Origin of the sequence: Empedobacter sp. UBA2044 (genome assembly GCF_002333005.1) — a bacterium.
In the GTDB taxonomy this organism is placed as follows: Bacteria; Bacteroidota; Bacteroidia; order Flavobacteriales; family Weeksellaceae; genus Empedobacter; species Empedobacter falsenii_B.
The window spans coordinates 21836-43618 of sequence record NZ_DDBA01000062.1 but is presented as its reverse complement, the minus strand read 5'-3'; the positions used below and the strand labels follow the sequence as shown (position 1 = coordinate 43618).

General features: G+C 31.9%; 24 protein-coding genes, 1 tRNA gene and 1 riboswitch. Of the genes, 8 read left to right on the top strand and 17 right to left on the bottom strand.

Annotation, left to right across the window (positions count from 1 at the left end):
- Positions 1-5: 5 nt before the first annotated feature.
- Entirely contained in the window at positions 6-986 is a 981-nt protein-coding gene (gshB, locus tag B4E59_RS11375) for a glutathione synthase (protein WP_084106936.1), read from the top strand.
- Positions 983-2989, top strand: coding sequence for a flavohemoglobin expression-modulating QEGLA motif protein (locus tag B4E59_RS11370; RefSeq protein WP_291053079.1), 2007 nt, complete (start codon positions 983-985; stop codon positions 2987-2989). Before gshB ends, B4E59_RS11370 begins: the two co-directional genes overlap by 4 nt.
- Positions 2990-3027: 38 nt before the next feature.
- Here the strand turns inward: B4E59_RS11370 and B4E59_RS11365 are convergent, their stop codons facing one another.
- The 5 genes from B4E59_RS11365 to B4E59_RS11345 form a co-directional block, all read right to left on the bottom strand.
- Positions 3028-4314 (bottom strand): APC family permease, encoded by a 1287-nt coding sequence (locus tag B4E59_RS11365; RefSeq protein ID WP_219033802.1) that lies wholly within the window; start codon positions 4312-4314, stop codon positions 3028-3030.
- Between the two features lie 69 nt (positions 4315-4383).
- Complete coding sequence (locus B4E59_RS11360; RefSeq protein WP_221855632.1) at positions 4384-6771, bottom strand: TonB-dependent receptor plug domain-containing protein; 2388 nt, start codon at positions 6769-6771, stop codon at positions 4384-4386.
- Positions 6772-6824: 53 nt separating this feature from the next.
- Positions 6825-6928, bottom strand: a riboswitch (SAM riboswitch).
- A 58-nt stretch (positions 6929-6986) separates the two neighbouring features.
- On the bottom strand, positions 6987-7586 hold the full coding sequence (locus B4E59_RS11355; RefSeq protein ID WP_114998715.1) for an aminotransferase class IV: 600 nt from the start codon (positions 7584-7586) through the stop codon (positions 6987-6989).
- Entirely contained in the window at positions 7570-8529 is a 960-nt protein-coding gene (locus tag B4E59_RS11350; protein ID WP_221855634.1) for an aminodeoxychorismate synthase component I, read from the bottom strand. The genes B4E59_RS11355 and B4E59_RS11350 overlap by 17 nt, the downstream gene beginning before the upstream one ends.
- A 15-nt stretch (positions 8530-8544) precedes the next feature.
- A complete protein-coding gene (locus tag B4E59_RS11345) occupies positions 8545-9306 on the bottom strand; it encodes a DUF2189 domain-containing protein (protein ID WP_291047797.1) in 762 nt (253 codons plus the stop codon).
- A 72-nt stretch (positions 9307-9378) separates the two neighbouring features.
- Here B4E59_RS11345 and B4E59_RS11340 point away from each other — a divergent pair, with 72 nt between their 5' ends.
- Positions 9379-9951 (top strand): nitroreductase family protein, encoded by a 573-nt coding sequence (locus B4E59_RS11340; RefSeq protein ID WP_291047799.1) that lies wholly within the window; start codon positions 9379-9381, stop codon positions 9949-9951.
- Between the two features lie 109 nt (positions 9952-10060).
- A complete protein-coding gene (locus tag B4E59_RS11335; protein WP_291053075.1) occupies positions 10061-10894 on the top strand; it encodes an alpha/beta hydrolase in 834 nt (277 codons plus the stop codon).
- Between the two features lie 50 nt (positions 10895-10944).
- On the opposite strand, the gene B4E59_RS11330 is transcribed toward B4E59_RS11335, so the two are convergent.
- On the bottom strand, positions 10945-11442 hold the full coding sequence (locus tag B4E59_RS11330; RefSeq protein WP_114998707.1) for a GNAT family N-acetyltransferase: 498 nt from the start codon (positions 11440-11442) through the stop codon (positions 10945-10947).
- A gap of 32 nt (positions 11443-11474) precedes the next feature.
- Positions 11475-11936, bottom strand: coding sequence for a DinB family protein (locus B4E59_RS11325; RefSeq protein WP_038336414.1), 462 nt, complete (start codon positions 11934-11936; stop codon positions 11475-11477).
- 134 nt (positions 11937-12070) lie between these two features.
- Between B4E59_RS11325 and B4E59_RS11320 the strand changes: the two genes are divergently transcribed.
- The 3 genes from B4E59_RS11320 to B4E59_RS11310 all read left to right on the top strand — a co-directional run bounded on the left by B4E59_RS11320 (position 12071) and on the right by B4E59_RS11310 (position 14357).
- Positions 12071-13171: an Mrp/NBP35 family ATP-binding protein gene (locus tag B4E59_RS11320; RefSeq protein WP_114998705.1), complete on the top strand. Its 1101-nt coding sequence runs from the start codon at positions 12071-12073 to the stop codon at positions 13169-13171.
- 15 nt (positions 13172-13186) lie between these two features.
- Positions 13187-13477 (top strand): NifU family protein, encoded by a 291-nt coding sequence (locus B4E59_RS11315; RefSeq protein ID WP_114998704.1) that lies wholly within the window; start codon positions 13187-13189, stop codon positions 13475-13477.
- Between the two features lie 109 nt (positions 13478-13586).
- Positions 13587-14357, top strand: a complete 771-nt coding sequence (locus B4E59_RS11310; protein WP_114998702.1) for a DUF3108 domain-containing protein — start codon at positions 13587-13589, stop codon at positions 14355-14357.
- 40 nt (positions 14358-14397) lie between these two features.
- Here B4E59_RS11310 and aat read toward each other — a convergent pair whose 3' ends face one another.
- Positions 14398-15030: a leucyl/phenylalanyl-tRNA--protein transferase gene (gene aat / locus B4E59_RS11305; protein ID WP_114998700.1), complete on the bottom strand. Its 633-nt coding sequence runs from the start codon at positions 15028-15030 to the stop codon at positions 14398-14400.
- Between the two features lie 82 nt (positions 15031-15112).
- Positions 15113-15484, bottom strand: a complete 372-nt coding sequence (locus B4E59_RS11300) for a DUF3127 domain-containing protein (RefSeq protein WP_019976879.1) — start codon at positions 15482-15484, stop codon at positions 15113-15115.
- A 116-nt stretch (positions 15485-15600) separates the two neighbouring features.
- On the opposite strand from B4E59_RS11300, the gene B4E59_RS11295 reads away from it, so the two are divergent.
- Positions 15601-15682, top strand: a tRNA-Leu gene (locus B4E59_RS11295).
- Between the two features lie 413 nt (positions 15683-16095).
- Here the strand turns inward: B4E59_RS11295 and B4E59_RS11290 are convergent.
- The 8 genes from B4E59_RS11290 to B4E59_RS11255 are packed head-to-tail and all read right to left on the bottom strand — an operon-like array spanning position 16096 to position 21766.
- Positions 16096-17220, bottom strand: coding sequence for a GNAT family N-acetyltransferase (locus B4E59_RS11290; RefSeq protein WP_291047809.1), 1125 nt, complete (start codon positions 17218-17220; stop codon positions 16096-16098).
- Positions 17221-17266: 46 nt separating this feature from the next.
- The gene (locus B4E59_RS11285; protein WP_286495691.1) at positions 17267-17788 is read right to left on the bottom strand and encodes a DUF4833 domain-containing protein; all 522 of its coding nucleotides are present in this window, start codon (positions 17786-17788) and stop codon (positions 17267-17269) included.
- Positions 17789-17836: 48 nt separating this feature from the next.
- The gene (locus B4E59_RS11280) at positions 17837-18439 is read right to left on the bottom strand and encodes a hypothetical protein (protein ID WP_125349578.1); all 603 of its coding nucleotides are present in this window, start codon (positions 18437-18439) and stop codon (positions 17837-17839) included.
- A gap of 3 nt (positions 18440-18442) precedes the next feature.
- A complete protein-coding gene (locus tag B4E59_RS11275) occupies positions 18443-19081 on the bottom strand; it encodes a VTT domain-containing protein (RefSeq protein WP_114998694.1) in 639 nt (212 codons plus the stop codon).
- A gap of 50 nt (positions 19082-19131) precedes the next feature.
- Complete coding sequence (locus B4E59_RS11270) at positions 19132-19803, bottom strand: DedA family protein (RefSeq protein WP_180905395.1); 672 nt, start codon at positions 19801-19803, stop codon at positions 19132-19134.
- 9 nt (positions 19804-19812) lie between these two features.
- Positions 19813-20178, bottom strand: a complete 366-nt coding sequence (locus tag B4E59_RS11265; RefSeq protein WP_114998692.1) for a YraN family protein — start codon at positions 20176-20178, stop codon at positions 19813-19815.
- A gap of 9 nt (positions 20179-20187) precedes the next feature.
- Positions 20188-20823, bottom strand: a complete 636-nt coding sequence (gene upp / locus B4E59_RS11260; protein WP_180905396.1) for a uracil phosphoribosyltransferase — start codon at positions 20821-20823, stop codon at positions 20188-20190.
- Positions 20810-21766 carry a S66 peptidase family protein gene (locus B4E59_RS11255; protein WP_291047815.1) on the bottom strand — a complete coding sequence of 319 codons (957 nt, stop codon included), beginning with the start codon at positions 21764-21766 and terminating at the stop codon, positions 20810-20812. The genes upp and B4E59_RS11255 overlap by 14 nt, the downstream gene beginning before the upstream one ends.
- Between the last annotated feature and the right edge of the window lie 17 nt (positions 21767-21783).

The window sequence follows — 21783 nt, the reverse complement described above, 5'->3', positions numbered from 1 at the left end:
TTTATATGAAAATATGCTTCGTAATGTATCCTTGGGACAAGGTTGAACCAGGAAAAGACACCACTATGCGAATTATTAAAGAATGCGTAGATCGTGGATTTGAAGTATCCTATTTAACAAAAAAAGATATCTCTATTGCCAAAGGCAAAGTTGTAGGAAACTGCAAAAAGATGATAACTACAGAAACAAATGATTGTGTTGAATTTTATCACACCATGAAATTTGAAAGTAGTATAAAAGATTTGACCGAATTTGACATAATTTTTATGAGAGCCGATCCACCAATTGATCCGCTTTTGTTGAATATGTTAGAATTAATCGAAGATAAAGTTTTCTTCGTGAATAAAATTTCGGGATTACGTAAAGCAAATAATAAAATATACGCCGCTTCTTTTGATGATGGTCTAGAAACAATTGTTCCTCAAACACTTATTACAAAAGATATTGATTTGATAAAATCGTTTGTAGAAGAAAATAATTTCGAGAAATTTATCATCAAACCTTTAGACGGAATGGGTGGTAAAGGTGTTATACTTTTCGAACGAAAAAATATTGGTAACTTAAGCTCGATTTGCGATTTTTATATCAATCATACCGGATATTCTCAGCCTATTATTTGTCAAAATTATATAGAAGGTGCAGAAAAAGGTGATGTTCGCGCTATTGTGATTAATGGTGAACCGATTGGTGCAATTATGCGTGTTCCTGCAGAAGGTGACCACCGTTCTAATATTTCGGCTGGTGGTTCTGCGATTAGACACGAAATGAGTGAACATGAGTTAGATTTATGCCGTAAAATAGGAAAACAATTAAATGAAGATGGAATTTATTTTTGCGGAATTGATTTGATTAACGGAAAAATGGTTGAGCTAAATGTCGTAAGTCCTGGAGGAATTGTTCCTCACAATAATGTAAACAATAACAACGAAATTCAGAAACAAATCGTATCGATGTTATTGGAGAAATATAAAGAATTTAAAGCATGAAATCCATAAGTATACAGCAAATTTTAGATAATATTGAGAACGAAATTGTATTTGAAGCTTATGCAGAAGACGAATCATTCAAAATAAAAATTGACGAATACATTCCTTACGTTTGTGCAGCTATTCACGATGGTGGACAAATGCGTGACGATATTCGCGAAAAATGTTTATTGAGTAATTATGAGCGTTGGTATGAAGAAGATCCACATACTGCTGAGTTTGTTGAGACTTTTCCAATCTTAATTCAAGGTTGCGATTCTCGATTTGAATACGATTTGAACCGTGGTCCAGAAACTGCTGTGTACGAAGAAGCTTGGGGAAAACAGGTTTGGAAAGAACCTTTGTCGGTTTCTCAAAAACAAAAAAGTATTGCAAAACATCACGCCTTTTATGAAGTTTTAGAAGCTTTAATCAACAAGCTTGAAACTAAATTTAAGTCATGTTTGGTTTATGATATTCATTCGTACAATTGGAAACGTTGGGATCGTCCGGTTCCTGTCTTCAACATTGGTGCGGAGCGAATTGACAACGAACTTTACGGAAACTATGTAGAAAGTTGGCGCGATGAATTGGCGAATATTGAGTTAGAAAATATTCACAATTATTCAGCGATTAACGATGTATTTTATGGACGCGGTTATTTGTTAGAATTTGTTACAAATCGATTCAAAAATACGTTGGTTTTAGCGACAGAAGTTTCAAAAATTTATTGTGATGAATTAACAGGAGAATCTTTTCCAGAAATTATTAACCAAATTAAAGAAGGTTTTAAATCAGCGATTCTTAACCACGCTTATGAGTTTGTAAAAACGGAAACAACGTACAAAGTAGGTTCTAAGCAAGTAAATATTTTGCACAATGAATTAGAATCTGACTTGGTTAAAATTGATAAACAATTGTGCCAATTGGTTCAGAATTTTGAATTGTTAAGTGTTATCAATCCGATCAATTTAGAATTTGAAAAGAAGAAATTTTTAGCTTCAAAATATACATACGAACCACAATTTAAATACAATCCGCTTAACATTGATCCATTCGAATTTAAACGAAAATTATCGAATATTAAAGTCGAAAAAATCAATGATATTAGTATTCAAAATATGTATGTTAACACGATTAACGCTTATTTTGATAAGGTCGATTTATTAGCCAATCTTGGTACGGATAAATTTTTATACAATTCGTTGCGTTACTTTGGCGAACCATCCAAAAAAGATATCGAAAACGCGAACTTTATCCTTTATTGTCCTGAATTTAGAATGGATAAACAAGGAAATTATACAGAGGAAGAAGTGGTTAATCTTTTTAGAAATGCTACGAATGATTATGGTTTCAAATTTGACATCGAAGTTTCGGATGATATCGCATCAAAAGCACTTGTAATCAATAGCAAGAGAAAAGTTGTGATTAAACGTGGCGTTAAGTTTGACAAACGTTTTACAAATGGTTTAATTGAGCACGAAATTGGAGTTCACATGGTGACAACCATGAATGCGTTGGATCAACCATTAAAAATCTTTAGTATTGGTTTACCTGTAAATACATTAACGCAAGAAGGTTTAGCGATTTTAAGTGAATATTATTCTGATTCTATTAATCATAGCCGACTAAGAGAACTTGGTTTACGCGTTATGGCAGTTCATATGTTGACAAATGGAAAATCATTCAACGAAACATTTATGACCTTGATGGAAGAATACAAAATGCAACCAGAAGATGCATTTTATCTGACAACTCGCGTTTATCGTGGTGGTGGTTTTACAAAAGATGCACTTTACTTGAAAGGTTTGAAAACAATTTTGAATTATGTCGATCAAGGACGTTCTTTGGATAATTTATTGATTGGAAAAACTTCAGTTGAATACATTGATACAATTGACGAATTAGTTGAACGTAAAATGATTAATAAACCAAAATATCATACCAAAATTTTCAAAAAACATCTTGAAAATCCAGAAATCAACCCTATTTTACAATATATTTTTAACGGAATAAAAGATTAAAAAATAAAAACCCACTCAAATTTGAGTGGGTTTTGTGATTAATTCTCTTTCTCAATTCTTTTATCAAAATAGAATAATACAATTCCTAATGCAATAATACCTAAACCAAATAAACTTTCTTTTGGTTTTTGCATCAAAACGAAATAACAGATATATAAACTAAATGCTAAAAATATAGCAGGCAAGATATAAAAGAATTTACTTTTGATAATAGTTAATTGATCTTGTTTGATAAAGAAAGCTGTACAAACTGCTAATGTTGCTAATATTTGTAAAACAAACGATGTATAGGTAAAAATCACTTCAAAATCTCCTGAAAAAATTAGCAAAATACTAATTGCTGTATGCACCCAAATTGCACGAACTGGAATTCTATTTTTGTTCTCTTTCGCCATAAAATTCCACAATTTATTTTCGCGCGCTGTGGCTTGCGTCAAACGAGAACCAATCCACAAATAACCGCTAATCGTCGCAATTAATTGTAAAGCAATAAAGCAACTCACCCATTTTACATTATTTCCAAGCAGATTACCGAACGAAATATTTGCAACATTTTCTTGTCCAGCCAAAGTTCCTGCTGATGCATGTTTCAAGAAAACATAATTTAGCAAAACATAAGAAATCGTGACAAAAATAACGCCTATAAATAGTGCTTTTGGTAAGTTTTGTTTTGGTTGCTCAATTTCTTCTACGATGTATGAAGCCGAATTCCAACCTGTATAAGCAAAAGTAACATAAACCAAAGACGTCGCAAATGCAGGAAGTAACAATTCATTTTTCCAAGTCGAATCAAAAACTACCGCATTTGGCTCAACTGCTGGAGCAAAATAAAAACCTAAAACAATTAAAACAACAATAAATACAACTTTTAGAATAGTAAAAATATTCTGAAATTTACTACTCAAATTTAGACTGAATGATTGAAAAACGGCAACAATCAAAATCATGGCTATTGCAAATTCTTTTCCTAAATCAAACCCGAAAACATTCAAGTATTTTCCCATTGCCAAAGCCGCTAAAGAAATCGGCGCTGAGAAACCAACGAATAAAGAAATCCAACTTGATAAATAACCAAAAACGGGATGAAATGTCCGAGATAAATAAATATAATCTCCTCCTGATTGTTTAAATTTTGAAGCTAATTCCGAATAAATAAATGCGCCAATCAACGCTAACAATCCTCCTATTGACCACAATAATAAGATAGAAGTTGTATTTTTTAAATCAGAAATTTGATAACCCAAACTGGTAAAAACACCTGTTCCGATCATATTCGAAATCACTAAAGCTGCTGCGGTTTTCCAACCAATTTTTGAATGTGCCATACACAAAAAAGTGCCAATTGAATGTTTGAATTTACATTAAAATTGACACTTTGAATATTTTATTATTGATTAAAATTTAAAACTTGCACGTGCAAAATAATACGCTCCTGTCATCCCCATTTGAACTGGCGCATACGGAAAAATTCCATAATAAGAATTCTCATAAACTTGCTTGTCTGGGAAAACATCAAACAAATTATTTGCACCAATTGTAAAGTTGAAATTCTTTGTAATATCATAACCAATCGAAGCATCCGTCACCGCTTTTCCCGTATGTTCTTGGATACTTCCCCAAGGATATCCATCTTTTGTCACTTTTCCGAAATACGTGTTACGCACCATAAAATTGAATCCAGAAATTGCATAATTCAATCCTAAAGTTGCTTTTGTTTTTGGACTTAATGATTCGATAATATTGACTTGATCAGGACCAAAAAATTCTTCCGTTGGAATTGTTAAAGCTGTTGGAAAATGATAACCGACAATTTTTGTTTCGTTGATATTTCCTGATAAACTTGCATTCAATTTTCCTCGACCTAAACGAGTATCATAGGAAATTACTAAATCCAAACCTTTGGTTTCTGTATCAATTGCATTCGTAAAAATACGCGCTGTCGCTACATTATATTTTTCTAAAGCAGGATCTGTGATATCAGAAGTTAAGACAATTCGGTCATCAACTTTTATAAAATATCCATCCAATGTGATAAATAATTTTGAAGTCGGACGAAATGTTAAACCTAAACTTGCATTGATTGATTTTTCTTCTTTTAATTTATCCAAACCAATTTCTTTCGACAATTCAGACTCATTTCGAATAATTCCTTTTGTTACCAAAACTTGATCACCATTATCATTCAAGAATAAATCGGTATACGAATTACTGAAATATTTTTGTTGTAAAGAAGGTGCTCTAAATCCTGTCGAAATCGCTCCACGAACCGAATATCCTTTTGCGTATTCATATCGCATCGCTAATTTTCCGTTGATTGTACTTCCAAAATCTGAGTAATTTTCAAATCGTCCAGCTAAATCAGCCGTAAAATCTCCAAATTTCAATTCTCCATCTACATAAGCCGCAACTGAGTGACGATCACCTTTTACAACATTCAATGGAGAAAACCCTACAAAAGATTCAGATCCAGAACCTGAATAAGACGCTTCATCTCCAGCTTCAATTTTATATTGTTCAAAACGATATTCTCCTCCAAACGCTAAACTAACATTTTGATTGATTCGTTTCGAAAAATCTAAATTGACTGTATTTTGTAAAAATTGATGTTTCCCAGCGTAAAAATCGGTTGGAGAATTTAAGCCTAATGATTGATTAATTGAATTTTCTAAATCATACTTGAATGAATTTAATCCAAAAGTATTGCTCAAGTCAACTTTCCATCCATCATATGAATAACGTAATCCTGTAGAATTTGAATAATCATTTACATTAGATTTTAACGTTGCTTGAAAACCATTTGGATAAATTTTTAACGCATCTTCAGACAATTCACTTGGCAATCTTCTAAAACCAAATCCATTACCTTGGCGCAACGAAACTCCTCCAAATGAATAAAAATCTAATCGATCATTAATCGCCGTTTCAGCATTTACAAAAAATTGTTGATTCTTGATTGCCGCATCTCCAATTTGAAATCTAAAATCTTTTCTCGAAAGCCCTAAAGCAGCAATTTTAGCGTCATCCACAGCTCTTGCTACATCTGGATCATCTGCAAAATCGTACGCGAAATTATCTCCAAAAATATCTAAATTATGATCTTTCGAGCGATTTGTTTTTTTACGTTCACTTACAACAGCCGAAAAAACAATCGAACCCGATTGTCCTAGTTTCGTTCCATAACTTCCGTTAAAATTGTACGTTTCTCCATCATTTCGAGAAGTCTGACCATACGTCAAAGACGCGTCACCACCTGGTTTAGATTTCAAAACAATATTTACAACTCCCGCAATTGCATCAGAACCATATTGCGCAGCCGCACCATCACGTAAAACTTCAATTTTATCAATTGCTGAAATCGGAATTGCGCCTAAATCTGTTCCTACAGAACCATTTCCAACTGTATTTTGGTAATTCACCAACGAAGTTGTGTGACGTCGTTTTCCATTAATCAAAACCAAAACCTGATCTGGTCCCATTCCACGCAATGTCACAGGATCGATATGCTCCGTTCCATCGGCAGATGATTGACGAACAGAATTAAAAGAAGGAATAACCACATTCAAAATATCATTCACACTCAATTGAGGAGAAGACGTTTTCAATTTCTCAACATCGATAATATCGACAGGAACTGACGAATTAACCACCGTTCTTTCTGATGTACGACCACCGATTAAAATAACTTCGTTAAGATTTGTTTCCTCCTTTTCAACTTCTTGAGCAAAAAGTGTAGATGCGCAAATAAATGCGAATGAAGCAAGTAAAAATTTGTTTCTTTTCATTTTTAATTATCATAAAACTTTCAAGAAACCAACAGATAAAAGTGAAATACTTTTACTCATCTTTCCCTCTAATAGGTTGGATTTAGCACCTTAGATTATAAGTCATCTGGTTGCTAAGGTTTCACAGGGCCAATCCCTCCACCTTTCTTGATAAGTTATGCAAAGGTAATGTTAAAAAATGAAAACGCAAACAATACTCTATCAATTTCATAGAGTTATTGAATTAACAACGAAATATCCAATTCTTGGCTTTCGTCTAAATTCATCATCGCATTGATTCGTTTGAATGATTTAAAATTAACTAAATCTGAAACTTTTATATTTTTCTGAATGATTTCGCCTGATTGTAACAAAGCTTCTCGCATTGTCCCTTTCAACAGAAAAGTTCGTGGCGTGATCCATTGAGAACCGTCAAAAAAAACAATATTCGAATAAATACAATCTGTAATATAATTTGATTTTACCAAGACCAAATCATCTGTTTTTGACTCTTTTAAATATTCATCAAAAAACCAACGATCTAAATATTTGTAGGAATAATCAATTTTATTTTCGATCTCAAAAAGTTGAATACTTTCAATGGGTTTGATTTGATACGATTGAAATTCTACCGATTGAATTTCACGATCATAAACAATTCTAACTTTATATTTTTCGTCCGTTAAATCTGTAGGAAACTTAATAATTTCGTCCAATAAAATCGGATTGATTTCAGTAAAATTATCATTTCTTGTTCGATCAAATCTCGCTTGATGAAATTCTAAATTTCGAAGTTGTTTGTTTACACAACAAATCGATTCAATAAATTGGAACATACACTTTTTGTATTAATTCTTCGTACTCTGCTTTTGCCTTACTTTTTGCTGTTATTCCTCCTCCACTCTTGAAAAATAATTCACCTTGATTATTTTCGATGAAACGAATCATCACAGCACTATCAAGATTTTCGCCATCAAAAACACCAAAAACTCCTGTATAAAAATTTCGATGATACTTCTCGGCTTCTAAAATAATTTCAACGGTTTTCTTTTTGGGCGCACCGCAAATAGAACCAGCAGGTAAAAGTTGATCGAAAATCGTTCCTAAATTTTGATAATAATCATCATTCAAATCGCCTTTTATCTCAGAACTCACTTGCAAAAGTGTTGCATCATTTGTCTTCACCTCATCCATGTAGCGATAATTTATCACCTCAACATTTTCGGAAACAAGACTCAAATCATTTCTGATTAAATCGACAATTGTTGCATGTTCGGCAGCTTCTTTTTCATCATTCAAAATAAGTTGCTTCGCATTTAGAATCGAGGCATCAATGGTTCCTTTCATTGGATTTGAAAAGATTTTTTGATCTTCAATTTTCACAAAACGTTCGGGAGAAAAACAAACAAATTCGTTTTTATATTTCAGTTTATATTTTGCTTCAGAAAACTGAAAAATTTCGTGTAAAGTCAAATCAGTTTCAATTTTTGTTGGAAGCGTTAAATTCGTTAAATATGAATTTCCAAACAAAAGATTATCGTGAACATAATTGAATTTTGGCAAATATTCGTCGAAAGAAATCGGGAATTTATTGAATTTAAAATCTTTCTGAAAAGATTCTTTTTTTGTTGAATCTACTTCAAATTTTATCTCATCAGGTAATTCATTTAACGGAACTACTTCTCCATTTTCTTTCAAAAAATCGATCATAAAAAAAAAGGGAACTTTTGCAGCTCCCAATTCATTCATTTTCGTAAAAATCGAATGCTTTGCTAACATTCGATAAAATTAATATTATTCTTGGTTTGTACCAAGTAGATCAATTTCTGTTTTTTCATCATCTGTCAAAATCATATCTTTTAACATAAAATAAACCATCATATAGCCAATTGGATAAGTTGCTAACGCACCTACATAACAAGCAATAGCTCCTATTGAAGCAACCAGACTAACAACAATAGCTATTAGAACCATCCACCAAAAATTCTTTTTTACGATTGCATAAGAAGTTTTCATTGCGTCAATAGCGCTCATATTTCCATAATGAATAAGATACGGAGCCAGATAAATACACGCTTGTAAGAACAATAAAAATACTGTCGCCACTAAGATGTATAACATACCAAAAAGCGATGAACCAATCATTAATGCTGGGTTTACATTTTCGGGATCATTAAACATAAGTGGTAAAAAAGAAAAAATAATGTATGGTAACATTACAACTATTGCGACTCCCATTACGATAAGTGTTAAAAGGAAATAGCTTCCTATATTTTTGAAACCTCCAAAAAAGTCACCTAGCTCTAACGACATTTTGTTTTCGGCACGTTCTGCACCAATCATAAATCCCATTATAAGTGGATACATCACAAAAAGCAATCCGATTATAGTGAAGGAAGTAAACATATAAATAATAGCTGCAACAAGAGCATAAATAACAAATGGCTGCCAATTATTTTGAAAAAGTTCTAATGATTGATTGAAATATTTCCCGATATCAAATTGGAATTTATTGTTTTTGTAATATTCAATTTTGTTGTAGTCTAATGTTTTCATCTTAACGTTGGTTTAATTGAAATTAATGTAAATTTGCTTGATTAGTAGAATAAAATTAATAATTGGTACAACATGAATGCAAACGATTTATTATCAATCATAAAAAATAGACGCTCTATATTTCCTCCGCAATACAATCAAGAAGAAATTACGCGCGAAGAATTGAATCAAATTTTTGATGCAGCAAATTGGGCGCCATCTCATAAAAAAACAGAACCTTGGCGTTTTGTCGTTTTAGAAGGGCCTGCAAAAGACCGTTTCCGCGAATACGTAAAGCGTGTTTATGTGCAAGGAACGCCAACAGATCAATTGAGCGACAGAAAAATAAATGCATTAATTGAGAAATGTGATAAGTCGAATAAAATTGTATTAATCAATTTTATCAACACAGAAAAAAATCCTGAATGGGAAGAATTAGCTGCTACTTCTATGGCAGTTCAGAATATGTGGTTAATGGCAAGTGCGCTAAAGATTGGTGCATATTGGTCTTCTCCAGCAAATATTATCGCCAATGTTGATGAGTTTACAACTATGGAAGAAGGTGAAAAATGTGTTGGTGTTTTCTATATGGGAAAATTTGATGGAGAAATCCCAGAAGCTATTCGTCAACCAATCGAAGATAAAGTGAGATTTTTAGAATATTAAAAATCTTCTGAAAATAATTTGAGAAAGACTACTATTTTTTAGTGGTCTTTTTTATTAAATAGAAAATCAACTCTTTATGATTTTTGTATATTTGAATAAATACTTTAATATGAAATACATGAAATCGATTTTTAACTACTTATTAGTTGTAATCTCTATTAGTTTTTTTACATCTTGCAAAAACTCTAATCTGCCTGTTTACAACGATCCAATCCCGAAACACGAAACATTTACAATTGATTCTAAAATTCTAAATGAAAAACGAGTTATTAATGTTTGGGTTCCAATAGAATATTCGACTTCTCAGGATTCGTTATCCGTTTTGTATATGCCTGATGGCGGAACAAAAGAAGATTTTCCACATATTGCAAACACATTAGATAGTTTGATTACTTCGAAAAAAATAAAACCAGTTATTTTGGTTGGAATAGAAAATATACAACGTCGCAAAGATTTGAGTCCACCAACTGAAAATGAAGAAGATAAAAAAATAGCCGATGTTGTGGGAGGTTCTAATGAATTTAGAAGCTTTGTCAAGGATGAGTTATTTCCTGAAATCACGAAAAAGTATCGCACTAAAAATAATAAAGGAATTATTGGCGAATCGTTGGCTGGATTATTTATTATGGAAACGTTCCTGAAACAACCCGAAATGTTTGATTATTATATCGCAATTGATCCTTCACTTTGGTGGAACGATCACAAAATGCTATTAAATGCAAAAAATGATTTAGCTAAATTTCCTTTAACTCCAAAAAAGTTATGGTTTGCAGGATCTGAAGCAAGTGATATTTTGCCTTATACAGATGATTTGAAGAATATTTTAACACAAGAAAAACTTCCAAACCTAAAATGGAATTATTCTCCAGAACCGAAAGAAGAACATGCTACAATTTACAGAGCAACTAAAGAAAAAGCACTGATTTGGAGTATTGGTAAATAAAATTTATCTGATAAACAAAAAACCCTCACTTCAAATGAAGTGAGGGTTTTTTATGCGATTCGTTTTCCTAAAATAGTTAAACTTCTTTCTATTCCGTCTAAAATTGCAATATTGGGATAATTTCCCCAATCTTCGAAACCAAAATGTTTGAATAGTTTTAAACTTGGTTCATTATGCGAAAAAATAAAACCTAAAATCGTTTTAATTCCAAATTCTGCTGCTTTCGTAATGCTATATTCCAACACTTGTTTTCCTAAACCTTTTCCACGTTGCATAGCATCTAAATAAATGCTAATTTCTACAGTTGCATCATAAGCTGGTCTTCCATAAAAAGATTGAAAACTTACCCAACCTACAATGTCTTTCAATTCATTTTCTACAACCCAAAGTGGTCTTTTTTCAGGTGAATGTTCTTCGAACCATTTTGCTTTACTTTCAACTGAAACTGGTTCTGTATCGGCAGTTACTAATCGCGAAGCTATTGTAGAATTATAAATTTCTGTTATTTTTTCTAAATCGCTTCGTTTAGCATCTCTGTATGTTAACATCTAAATTTTTAAATTTTATTCTCTTTTTGATTTTAAAAAGGAATATTCTTTTTCATCGCCATCATATAGCCCAAATGCATTGCTTCGTGAATATTGTTGTACAAAATTGCATCTTCAATCGATTCTAACGTCATACCAAAACTTGTTTTATATGATCGATAATACGATAGTTTTTCCGAACGATAATCCTTGAACATCTGCATTGGTGTACTTTCCAACATTTCCTTCAATTCTGTCACATCTTCTTCCGTTACTTCCGTATTTCCGATTGTTCCTTTTTTATACTTCTGAATAAACTGAATATCGACCAACATCCTATTATCGGTTAAATAATAATGGATCAATTGCTGTGTTGCCAAAACGTGAGCCGCATTCCAAAACAAATTGTTTTTATAGCCAACAGGTATATAAAGTAGTTGTTTCAGAGAGTGTTGTTCAAGCTCATCAATAATCTGTTTTCTTATATTCGTCAGATAAATAATATGCTCTTCCATAGTCAGATTTAAAGTTTAAATATACATCAAATTAAGTCTATTTATCAAATTATAAAGCAAAACAATTAAAATCACGTTTTTAGATTATTTAAAGTCTTTGATTCTTCGTAATTTTGTCTCATTAAAATTAAAAGATGGCTTACACAAGAGATCAAATATATCAAGTATTAGAAGAATTAGGTATTCGCAATTGGATGCGTAACGCTCAAGTGATGGGAAATGATATTATATTGGATATTGTTTCTCCTTCGCCTGCAATGCACGAACGCAAGCGTTTGGAAATTGCGTTGAAAAATGCATTTAAAGAAAATTTACCTGAGTCAAATCTTAAACTTAACATTTCTGTTGAAGTTGAAGAAAAAAATCCGAACGAAATCAAAGGTTCTGAATTGCCAGGTGTTAAAAATATTATCGCTGTAGCATCAGGTAAAGGTGGTGTTGGTAAATCTACTGTTTCATCAAACTTAGCAATAAGTTTAGCAAACATGGGATTCAAGGTAGGTTTATTAGATGCTGATATCTACGGACCTTCTATGCCAATTATGTTCGATTGTCAAGATGCTCGTCCATATTCTGTAGAAGTTAATGGAAAAACGAAAATAAAACCAGTAGAAGCTTACGGAATTAAATTATTATCAATTGGATTCTTTGCTGATACAGATCAAGCAATTGTTTGGAGAGGACCGATGGCTGCAAAAGCATTGAATCAAATGATTCGTGATGCACATTGGGGAGAATTAGATTTCTTATTAATCGACTTACCTCCAGGAACAGGTGACATTCATTTATCTATCGTTCAACAAGTTCCAATTACAGGAGCTGTTGTAGTTTCTACGCCTCAAAATATTGCATTAGCAGATGCAAAAAAAGGAGTTGGAATGTTCCAAATGGAAGCGATTAATGTTCCAGTTTTAGGAATTGTAGAAAATATGGCGTATTTTACACCAGAAGAATTACCTAACAACAAATATTATATCTTTGGACAAAATGGTGCAAAGAACTTAGCAGAACAAATTGGTGTTCCTTTCTTAGGCGAAATTCCAATTGTACAATCTATTCGCGAAGCTGCTGACGTTGGTCGTCCAGCTGCAATGCAAGAAGATACTGTTGTAGCTAATGTTTACAAAGAAATTGCACGTAACGCAGTACAAAGTTTAGTAGAACGTAACAATACTTTGCCTCCAACAGAAGCCGTTCGTATTACAACGATGGCAGGTTGTTCGGCAAAAAATTAAAAAAAGTAAAAGATCATGACTCCAGAAGAAAAATATTCAGAAGTTGAAAAGGCCTTAACTGAAATTAGACCATTCTTAAATTCAGATGGAGGCGATATCGAATTAGTATCTGTAGAAGATAATATTGTAAAAGTTCGCCTTACAGGTGCATGTATAGCATGTTCTGTCAACCAAATGACCTTAAAGTCTGGTGTTGAAATGACCATCAAAAAATATGTTCCAGAAATAGTTTCGGTTATCAATGTTTCAGATTTTGAAACTTCAACTGAAGCAGATCAAATATCTTCCTTAAAAGAAGAAAATTAGAATATCATTAGATTCTCATAAATTAAAACGCCTTTATATCAATTTATAAAGGCGTTTTATTATTTTTGGCAAACAATTTGAATCTTAACCTCAAAACCAAAAATTCAAAATGAAAAAATATATTTTATTTTTTACTTTTATTGTCCTTTCATTTGCATTGCCTTTAAATGCTCAAAACAACTACAAAGTTGGCGAAAATCTAAAATTTAGAGTTCATTATTCTGGATTGAATGCAGGTTTTGCTTCCATTGATGTAAGAGAAGCTACATTGAATGGAAAAAGCCATTATCACATCATAGGAAAAGGAACTTCAACAGGTGCTGTGCGTGCTTTTTTTAAGGTAGATGATAATTACGAATCGTATATTGACAAAACAGATTTGAAACCTACAAAATTTGTTCGAAATATTGTAGAAGGAAGTTACAAACGTCATCAAATCTATTATTTTGATCATGCCAATAGAAAAGCAAAAGTTGAAAATAAACGAGATGGAAAAGTTACAACAGAAACGATTCCTTACGATGCGCAAGATTTACTTTCTGCTTTTTATAGCTTACGTAATGCCAATCATACCACTCTTAAAACAGGAGATTATTTGAACGAAAATATTTTTCTTGGTGATGAAACGCTTAAATTTCGATTGAAAGTTTTGGGACGTGAAACCCTAAAAACAAAATTCGGAAAAATTGCAGCAATCAAAATTCGTCCGTATGTACAATCTGGTCGTGTTTTCAAAGAATCAGAATCGGTTACAATGTGGATTTCTGACGATGATAACTTAGTTCCGCTAAAAATAAAAGCGGGTTTATTAGTTGGATCGTTAAATGCAGATCTAAATGAATATAAAAATTTAAAATATCCTATTACTTTTACGAAGTAAATTGAAAAAGCGAAGTTCGAAATCCGAATTTCGCTTTTTTTTATTTCTCCAAATATTCCAAAAAAACATCACTCGGAATTTCCATTGCACCCAAACTCGCTAAATGTTCGGTATAAACTTGACAATCGATCAATTTATATTTCTTGTGGTATTTTGCAACAAATTGTATAAAACCAGCTTTGGAAGCATTGCTCACTTTCGCAAACATACTTTCTCCACAAAAAACATCGCCCATATCAATTCCATAAAAACCACCAACCAATTCGTCGTTTTGCCAAACTTCAATACTTTTAGCGATTCCCATTTCATGTAACGTACAATATGCTTCGATCATATCATTTGTAATCCACGTTCCGTCCTGATCTTTTCTATACGCTTGCGAACAATTTGTAATCACTTCTCGAAACGCTTTATTTTCTGAATACGTAAATATTTGATCTCGAAAAACTTTCTTCATCGATTTCGAAACATGTAAATTTTCTGGAAATAAAACAAATCGATCTTGTGGAAACCACCAAATAATTGGATCTTCTTCATTAAACCAAGGAAAAATTCCTTTCTGATAAGCCAAAATTAGGCGTTCTGGCGAAAGATCTCCTCCAACAGCTATAATTCCCTCGCTATTCACTTCATCGTAATCAGGAAAGATTAAATCAGAACTTAACCAATACATATCGTTTTGTGTATAATTTATATAAAATTAAAAAAACGTGTCCAATAAAGAACACGTTTAGTATTAATTGATGTTTTTTTACTTAGAATGGTAAATCATCATCATCTCCATTAGAAAAAGTATCAACTGGAGGCGCTGGTGCAAAATTATCGTAACCTTGAGGTGCTTGTGCAGCTGCATTCGCCATATTCTCAATTCTCCACGCTTGGATTGTATTAAAATATCTTGCTACTCCTTCTGGATTAATCCACTCACGACCACGAATATTGATAGAAACTTTCACTTCATCACCAGGTTTGTAAGCATTCAACACATCAGTCTTATCTTGTGTAAGCTCAATTAAAATATCTTGTGGATATTGTTCTTGCGTTGTAACAACAAATTCTCTTTTCTTGAAACTTGCAGTAATATTTTGAGTTTCAAATACTTTCTTAATTCTTCCTGTAATTTCCATTTTTGTAAAAGCTTTGTACAAATTTAGAATGTAAAAAAAGATTAAAAAAATTTTATTTCGAAATTTTGTTAGAAAGAAAACTTGTGTATATTTGCAATCCAAATCGGTGAGATTTAGCGGGCGTGGTGGAATTGGTAGACACGCTAGACTTAGGATCTAGTGCCGCAAGGTGTGGGAGTTCGAGTCTCCCCGCCCGTACAACAGCAAAGACTTTGAAAAATATTTCAAAGTCTTTTTTTTATGACTTATTACTTTATAATATTTTTTATAAATTTAGATAATTATTTGGTTACAAGTTGTTTGGTATGTATTCGAAAAGAAAAAGAAATTTGAAATCTGGAGGGAGAACTATCCCCATTTTTGAATTTATAGTGGTTGTAATTATCATCATTATTTTGATTTACTTCGCAGTTTTCTAAGGAAATTATTCTTCATTTTTTTAAACATTAATTTATAATTATTTAGAAGAAAAATAGAATCAAATCAAAGAATCTGTTAAGCAAAAATTTGGAGATTAGTTTGATGATGATGCTGAAGATAATGCGAAAAATTATCAGCCACAACCTTAATTGATATAGAAAATGGTTAGAATTTAGATTCTAACCATTTTTTTATGCTTCTATATCTTTATAAAATGTTTTTCTACGTTTATGGATAACCGGATCAAAGTTTTTCCATAATTGTTGCACTTTTGTATTCTCCTCTAGCAAAGGATTGGTCTCTAAAGTTTTAATTCCTCTCGCTATAAATCGATCATAAAGCTCTTTAAAAATCAAGGCGTTAACACCTTTATTTTGATAATGAGGATGAATTCCAATCAAATAAAATTCGACATGATCGTTCTTTTTTTGCGCTTGCATCAAATGCCACCAACCAAATGGGAACAATTTTCCTTTCGTTTTCTGGAAAGCTTTTGAAAATGAAGGCATCGTAATCGCAAAAGCAATCATTTTGTTGTTTTTATCTTTTACACATGAAATAAAATCGGGATGAAGAAATTTTAGATATTTCTTTTTGTAATGCTCAACCTGAAATTTTTCTATCGGAACAAAACTTTGCAATTCTGCATACGTCACATTCAACAAATCGAACATCTCATCTACGTAAGGTAACATTTCGTCAATTGTATCAAATTTATACGTATCTATTTCGTAACGTTTTTTGAGCATTTCACACAATTTATCCATTTGCTTTACCTTGCCCAAATTGGCAATATCAATAGAATATTCTAACCACTCGGCTTTTGGTTGATAACCTAATTCTTGCAAATATATTGGATAATATTCGTAATTATATAAACCGATCAAAGTGGCAACTTTATCAAATCCTTCTGTTAATAATCCAGCTTTATCCATATTCGAAAATCCCATCGGACCTTCTATATAACTCAGTTTATTATTTTTAGCAATGTTTTCAACAGTTGTTAATAAAGCTTTTAAAATGTTGATATCATCTTTAAAAACTAACCAACCAAACCGAATTTTAGTCTTTCCAAGTTCTTTTACTTCGGTCCAATTAATAATCGAAACAATTCGTCCAACGACTTCTTTTCCTTTGTAAGCTAAAAAATAGTTAGCTTCAACCGTCTCAAAAATTGCATTATTTTTATCAAAACTTGCGAGTTCATCTTTCTTTAAAGAAGGCACCCAATACGGATTATCTTTATACACTTCAAAAGGTAAATCGACAAATTTCTTCATTTCACTTGGCGTATTCACCTCTCTTACTTCGATCATATGCTATTAAATTGCGTCTTACAGATTCTAATTTAGGGAGATTTTTTTAGAGAACAATTTTCTCTTCTACAGATTTTCCGTTTTTATCTTTTCCGTAAAATAAAATATAATCAAGCTTTACGGAGATTCCAGCCGTTCCTTTCTTCTGTTTTAAGAAAACACGATTCAGTGTTATCAACTTGTTATTAACAGTTGTTTGAACAATTGGATTTTTTTGAGAATCAAGCTTAAGCGTTAATTTTTGAGTTGGATAAGAAACCAATGTCAACTGAAAAACATTCTTTTCAATTTTCTTAATATCTAAACCATATGCCAATTTCTTTTGTATAGAAGTCAAGGGCTTTTTTGAACCATCTTCAGCATAAAGAATGCGATAAATATCAACTGGATTGTTAGCATCTAAAATTCCTTTGCTCGAAAAAAGTGCATCGTAAACAAACGTATTTTTATTGTCGTTGTGTTGAATGTAAAATAATCTATTTTCTGATTTTGGAGGAACAGGATAACCTTGTTGTGCATTTACAACAAAAGAAAAAAGGATAGAACAAATAATTAATAGGTTTTTCATTGATTGATATTTTTAAAAATAGAAGATAGGAATTATTTGAATGATTATCTAAATCCAAATAAAAAGTTTCGAAACTTTAACTTGTTCAATATTATTTTGATCAAGAAAATCTTGCGGAAATTTGATTAAATCTGAAATTGGAATAATTTCATCATTCTGAATAAAATTATATTTACCATGACCAGTTTGATATTTAGAACTTTTATTAGAAACTTCGTGATTGATTTCAATCATTTCATCTTCTAAATCAATAGTAATTTCTGTTTCTTTTTCTACAACTAACAAAGCCTTTTTATTCCTGAAAAAATAAATTTCGCGCTTAGATTCCTTTAAGAGATGATTGTAAGTATTGACAACTGGAATGGTAAAAAAAAAGAATAGTATCAAAAAAATCATTCCAATAATTATGTTAGTTAAAATGAAATCTGTCACAAACAATAATTGATAAGCTATAAATAAAAAAGTAAGACAAAGAATTGCAAAAAGAATCATATTAAAAACTGAAATATAGCTTAAAAAACCAATTTTGACGCGAATAACTTCATCATTTTCGTGTTTATATTCTTTTTGAGACTCAATGATAAATAAAATAATTGGTAAAAAGATTATCCACAAAAGTAAGATGATGAAAATCGAATTTTCTGTACTCATTTTTTATTTTTTTATTTTCTCTTTGACGAATTCTACAATAATTGGAACCAAAGAAAACACAATAATTGCCATTACGACAATTTCGAAATTGTTTTTGATAAATGGAATTGTTCCAAGGAAATAGCCAGCCAATGTAATCCCGAAAACCCAAATTGTTCCTCCGATAAAATTATATTTGATAAATGTGCCATAATGCATTTTAGAAATCCCTGCAACGAAAGGTGCAAGCGTTCTTACAATCGGAACAAAACGTGCAATTACAATGGTTTTTGAACCATATTTTGTAAAGAAATCTTCGGTCTTTAGTATCGCAGAATCTTTAATAATTCGTTTACCGAAAATTTTAGTTGTAACTAATTTCGTTCCTAAGGTTTTCCCAATCGTATAATTGACTGTGTCGCCTGCAATTGCCGCGATCCAAAGTAAACCTAATACAATATAAATATTGAGTTGAGCTGGAAAAGCCGCAGCTAACATCCCTGCTGCAAATAAAAGCGAATCGCCAGGTAAAAAAGGCATGACAACCAAACCTGTTTCGATAAAGATTAAGAGAAATAAAATCAAGTAAAACCAATGTTGATAATCATTCAAAATGGTTTCTAAATATTTATCGATATGTAGAATATAATCTAAAATTTCCATGATTTAAAGGTATAAAAAAACTCGACCGAAGTCGAGTTAAGTTTTTATAGTTATTCTTGTTCAGCTACCTTTTTTTTGCCGAACTTTTCTTTGATAATTTCCACTAAAATTGGAAGTACAGAAGCGATTGTTATTCCTAAAATTACTTTAGAAAAATTATTTTGAACCCATTCTATATTTCCTAAAAAGTATCCAATAAGTGTTAAACCAACAACCCATAACACGGCTCCAATCACATTATATGTAATGAAAATAGAGTATCCCATTCTCCCAATTCCTGCAACGAAAGGCGCTAAAGTTCTTACAATTGGTACAAAACGTGCAATTACAATGGTTTTTGAACCGTATTTTTCGTAGAATTCGTGCGTTTTATTGATATGTTCTTCTTGGATGAAATTTTTACCAAAAATCTTAACTTTAGTTGCTTTGTAACCAACTTTCTTTCCGATGGTATAATTCAATGTATCACCGAGTATCGCGGCCACCAAAAGAATTGCAATCATAATCCACACATTCATATCATTTGTTTCTTGTGCAGCTAACATCCCTGCCGCAAACAACAATGAATCTCCAGGTAAAAAAGGCATCACAACTACACCTGTTTCCACGAAAATGATTAAAAATAAAATTGCATACAACCACAAACCATATTCATTTGCAAACTCTGCTAAATGTTGGTCGATATGCATAATAAAGTCAAAAAGACTCATAAATACTTCCATAAAAGTTGATTAAATTTCCGAAGCATTAAATGCATTTTTGATATGATTTACGCTCCAAGATTGTTGTTTTTTTAAAAGTGCTAAAATATCAAATCTTACCTCAGAAATAAAATTATTTTTCTGAATAAAATCATCTGCGGCAAGAATTAACAATTTCTTCTTCTTTGTGTTAATAGAACTTTCTGGCTCCGCAACATAATTTGAAGTACGACTCTTAACCTCTATAATAACAATCTCATTTTCAAATTGAGCAATAATATCGATTTCGGCTTTTCTGTAAAAATAATTTCGAGCCAATATTTTGTATCCATTTTGGATTAAATAATTAACGGCAAAATCTTCTGCTTCTTTTCCGAAATCGTAACTAATACTCATTCAAAAAAATTATTTTGTTCCGTACAAACGATCTCCAGCATCACCTAAACCTGGAACGATGTATCCATTTTCATTCAATTTTTCATCCAAAGCAGCCAAGAAAATTGGAACTTCTGGATAAACATTTTGTACTGCCTCCACTCCTTCTGGACAACCAACTAAACAAGCCAAACGAACAGATTTCGCTCCTTTCTCTTTTAGAATTTCGATTGCTTTGATTGCAGAACCTCCTGTTGCTAACATTGGATCAACCAAAATCACATCGCGAGAATCTAAATCTGTTGGGAGTTTACACAAGTATTCAACTGGTTGTAATGTATCATGATCGCGGTAAAGCCCAATATGACCAACTTTAGCGGTAGGAATTAATTGATGAATTCCTTTTACCATTCCCAATCCTGCACGTAAAATTGGAACGATAACCATATCATTTCCTTTTAATTTGTAACCGATTGTTTTGGTAATTGGCGTTTCAACTTCTACTTCTTCAAGCTCGATGTTACGTGTAATTTCGTAACACATCAAACCTGAAATTTCGTCTACTAATTCACCAAATTCTTTCGTTGTTGTGTTTTTATCACGCATTTGCGTAATTTTTGCTTTTACCAACGGGTGAGAAATGACTGTTAAATTATCTTGTTTCATATATGTTTGTATAATGATGCAAAGTTACATTATTTGAAGTAACATTTAACTGAACTTTTGCACCCATTTTTAGCGCAACATTGTGTCCTGTATGTCCTGCAGGAAATCCGAAAGCGATTGGAATATTTATTTTTTTTGTAAAACTATGAATGACTTCATACGTTTTTGGATCGAATGGATGATTGTAGTTTTCAGCATTTTCTTCTTCCGTATCCATGTGCGTAAAGTTCCCTAAAATAATTGCGTTTACATGAGTAAGAATTCCGTTTCGTTTAAGATTCATCAACATTCGATCAACAGCATACCAACTCTCAAACCAATCTTCTAAAAATAAAATCTTATCCGTAGGATTTGTAATCGCAGATTCGCTCCCTAAAAGTGAATAAACAATCGAAAGATTTCCTCCTATTAATTCTCCATTTGCTTCGCCTAAATTATTGTAAGCATGTGATTGAATTTCGTAATTAATTTCATGTCCAAATAGTACTTCATAAATACTTTGATAGGATGTTGGATGATATTCGGTATTTGCTAATTTTTTTGCTGTAACCGCGTGTAAAGTTTGATATCCTAATCGATTAAAATGATTGTGAAAAACAGTGATATCAGAATAACCAATGATCCATTTTGGATTTTTAGTAAACTTCGTTAAATCAAGTTCATCAATAATTTTCACAGAACCATAACCTCCTCTAGCACACCAAATCGCTTTTATCTCATGGTCATCTAATGCCCACTGAAAATCTTCTGTTCTCATTTCATCTGTGCCTGCATATCGATAACCAAAATCATATTCGGCATAAATATTTTTCCCTAAAACTGGAACTAATTTCCAAGATTTTATGAGCTCAATTGTTTCTTCTAATTCTCCTTTGAGCATTCGCTTTGCAGGAGCTACTATTGCTATTTTATCCCCTTCTTTTAAAAAATCAGGCTGAATCATTTTACAAATTTTCATCA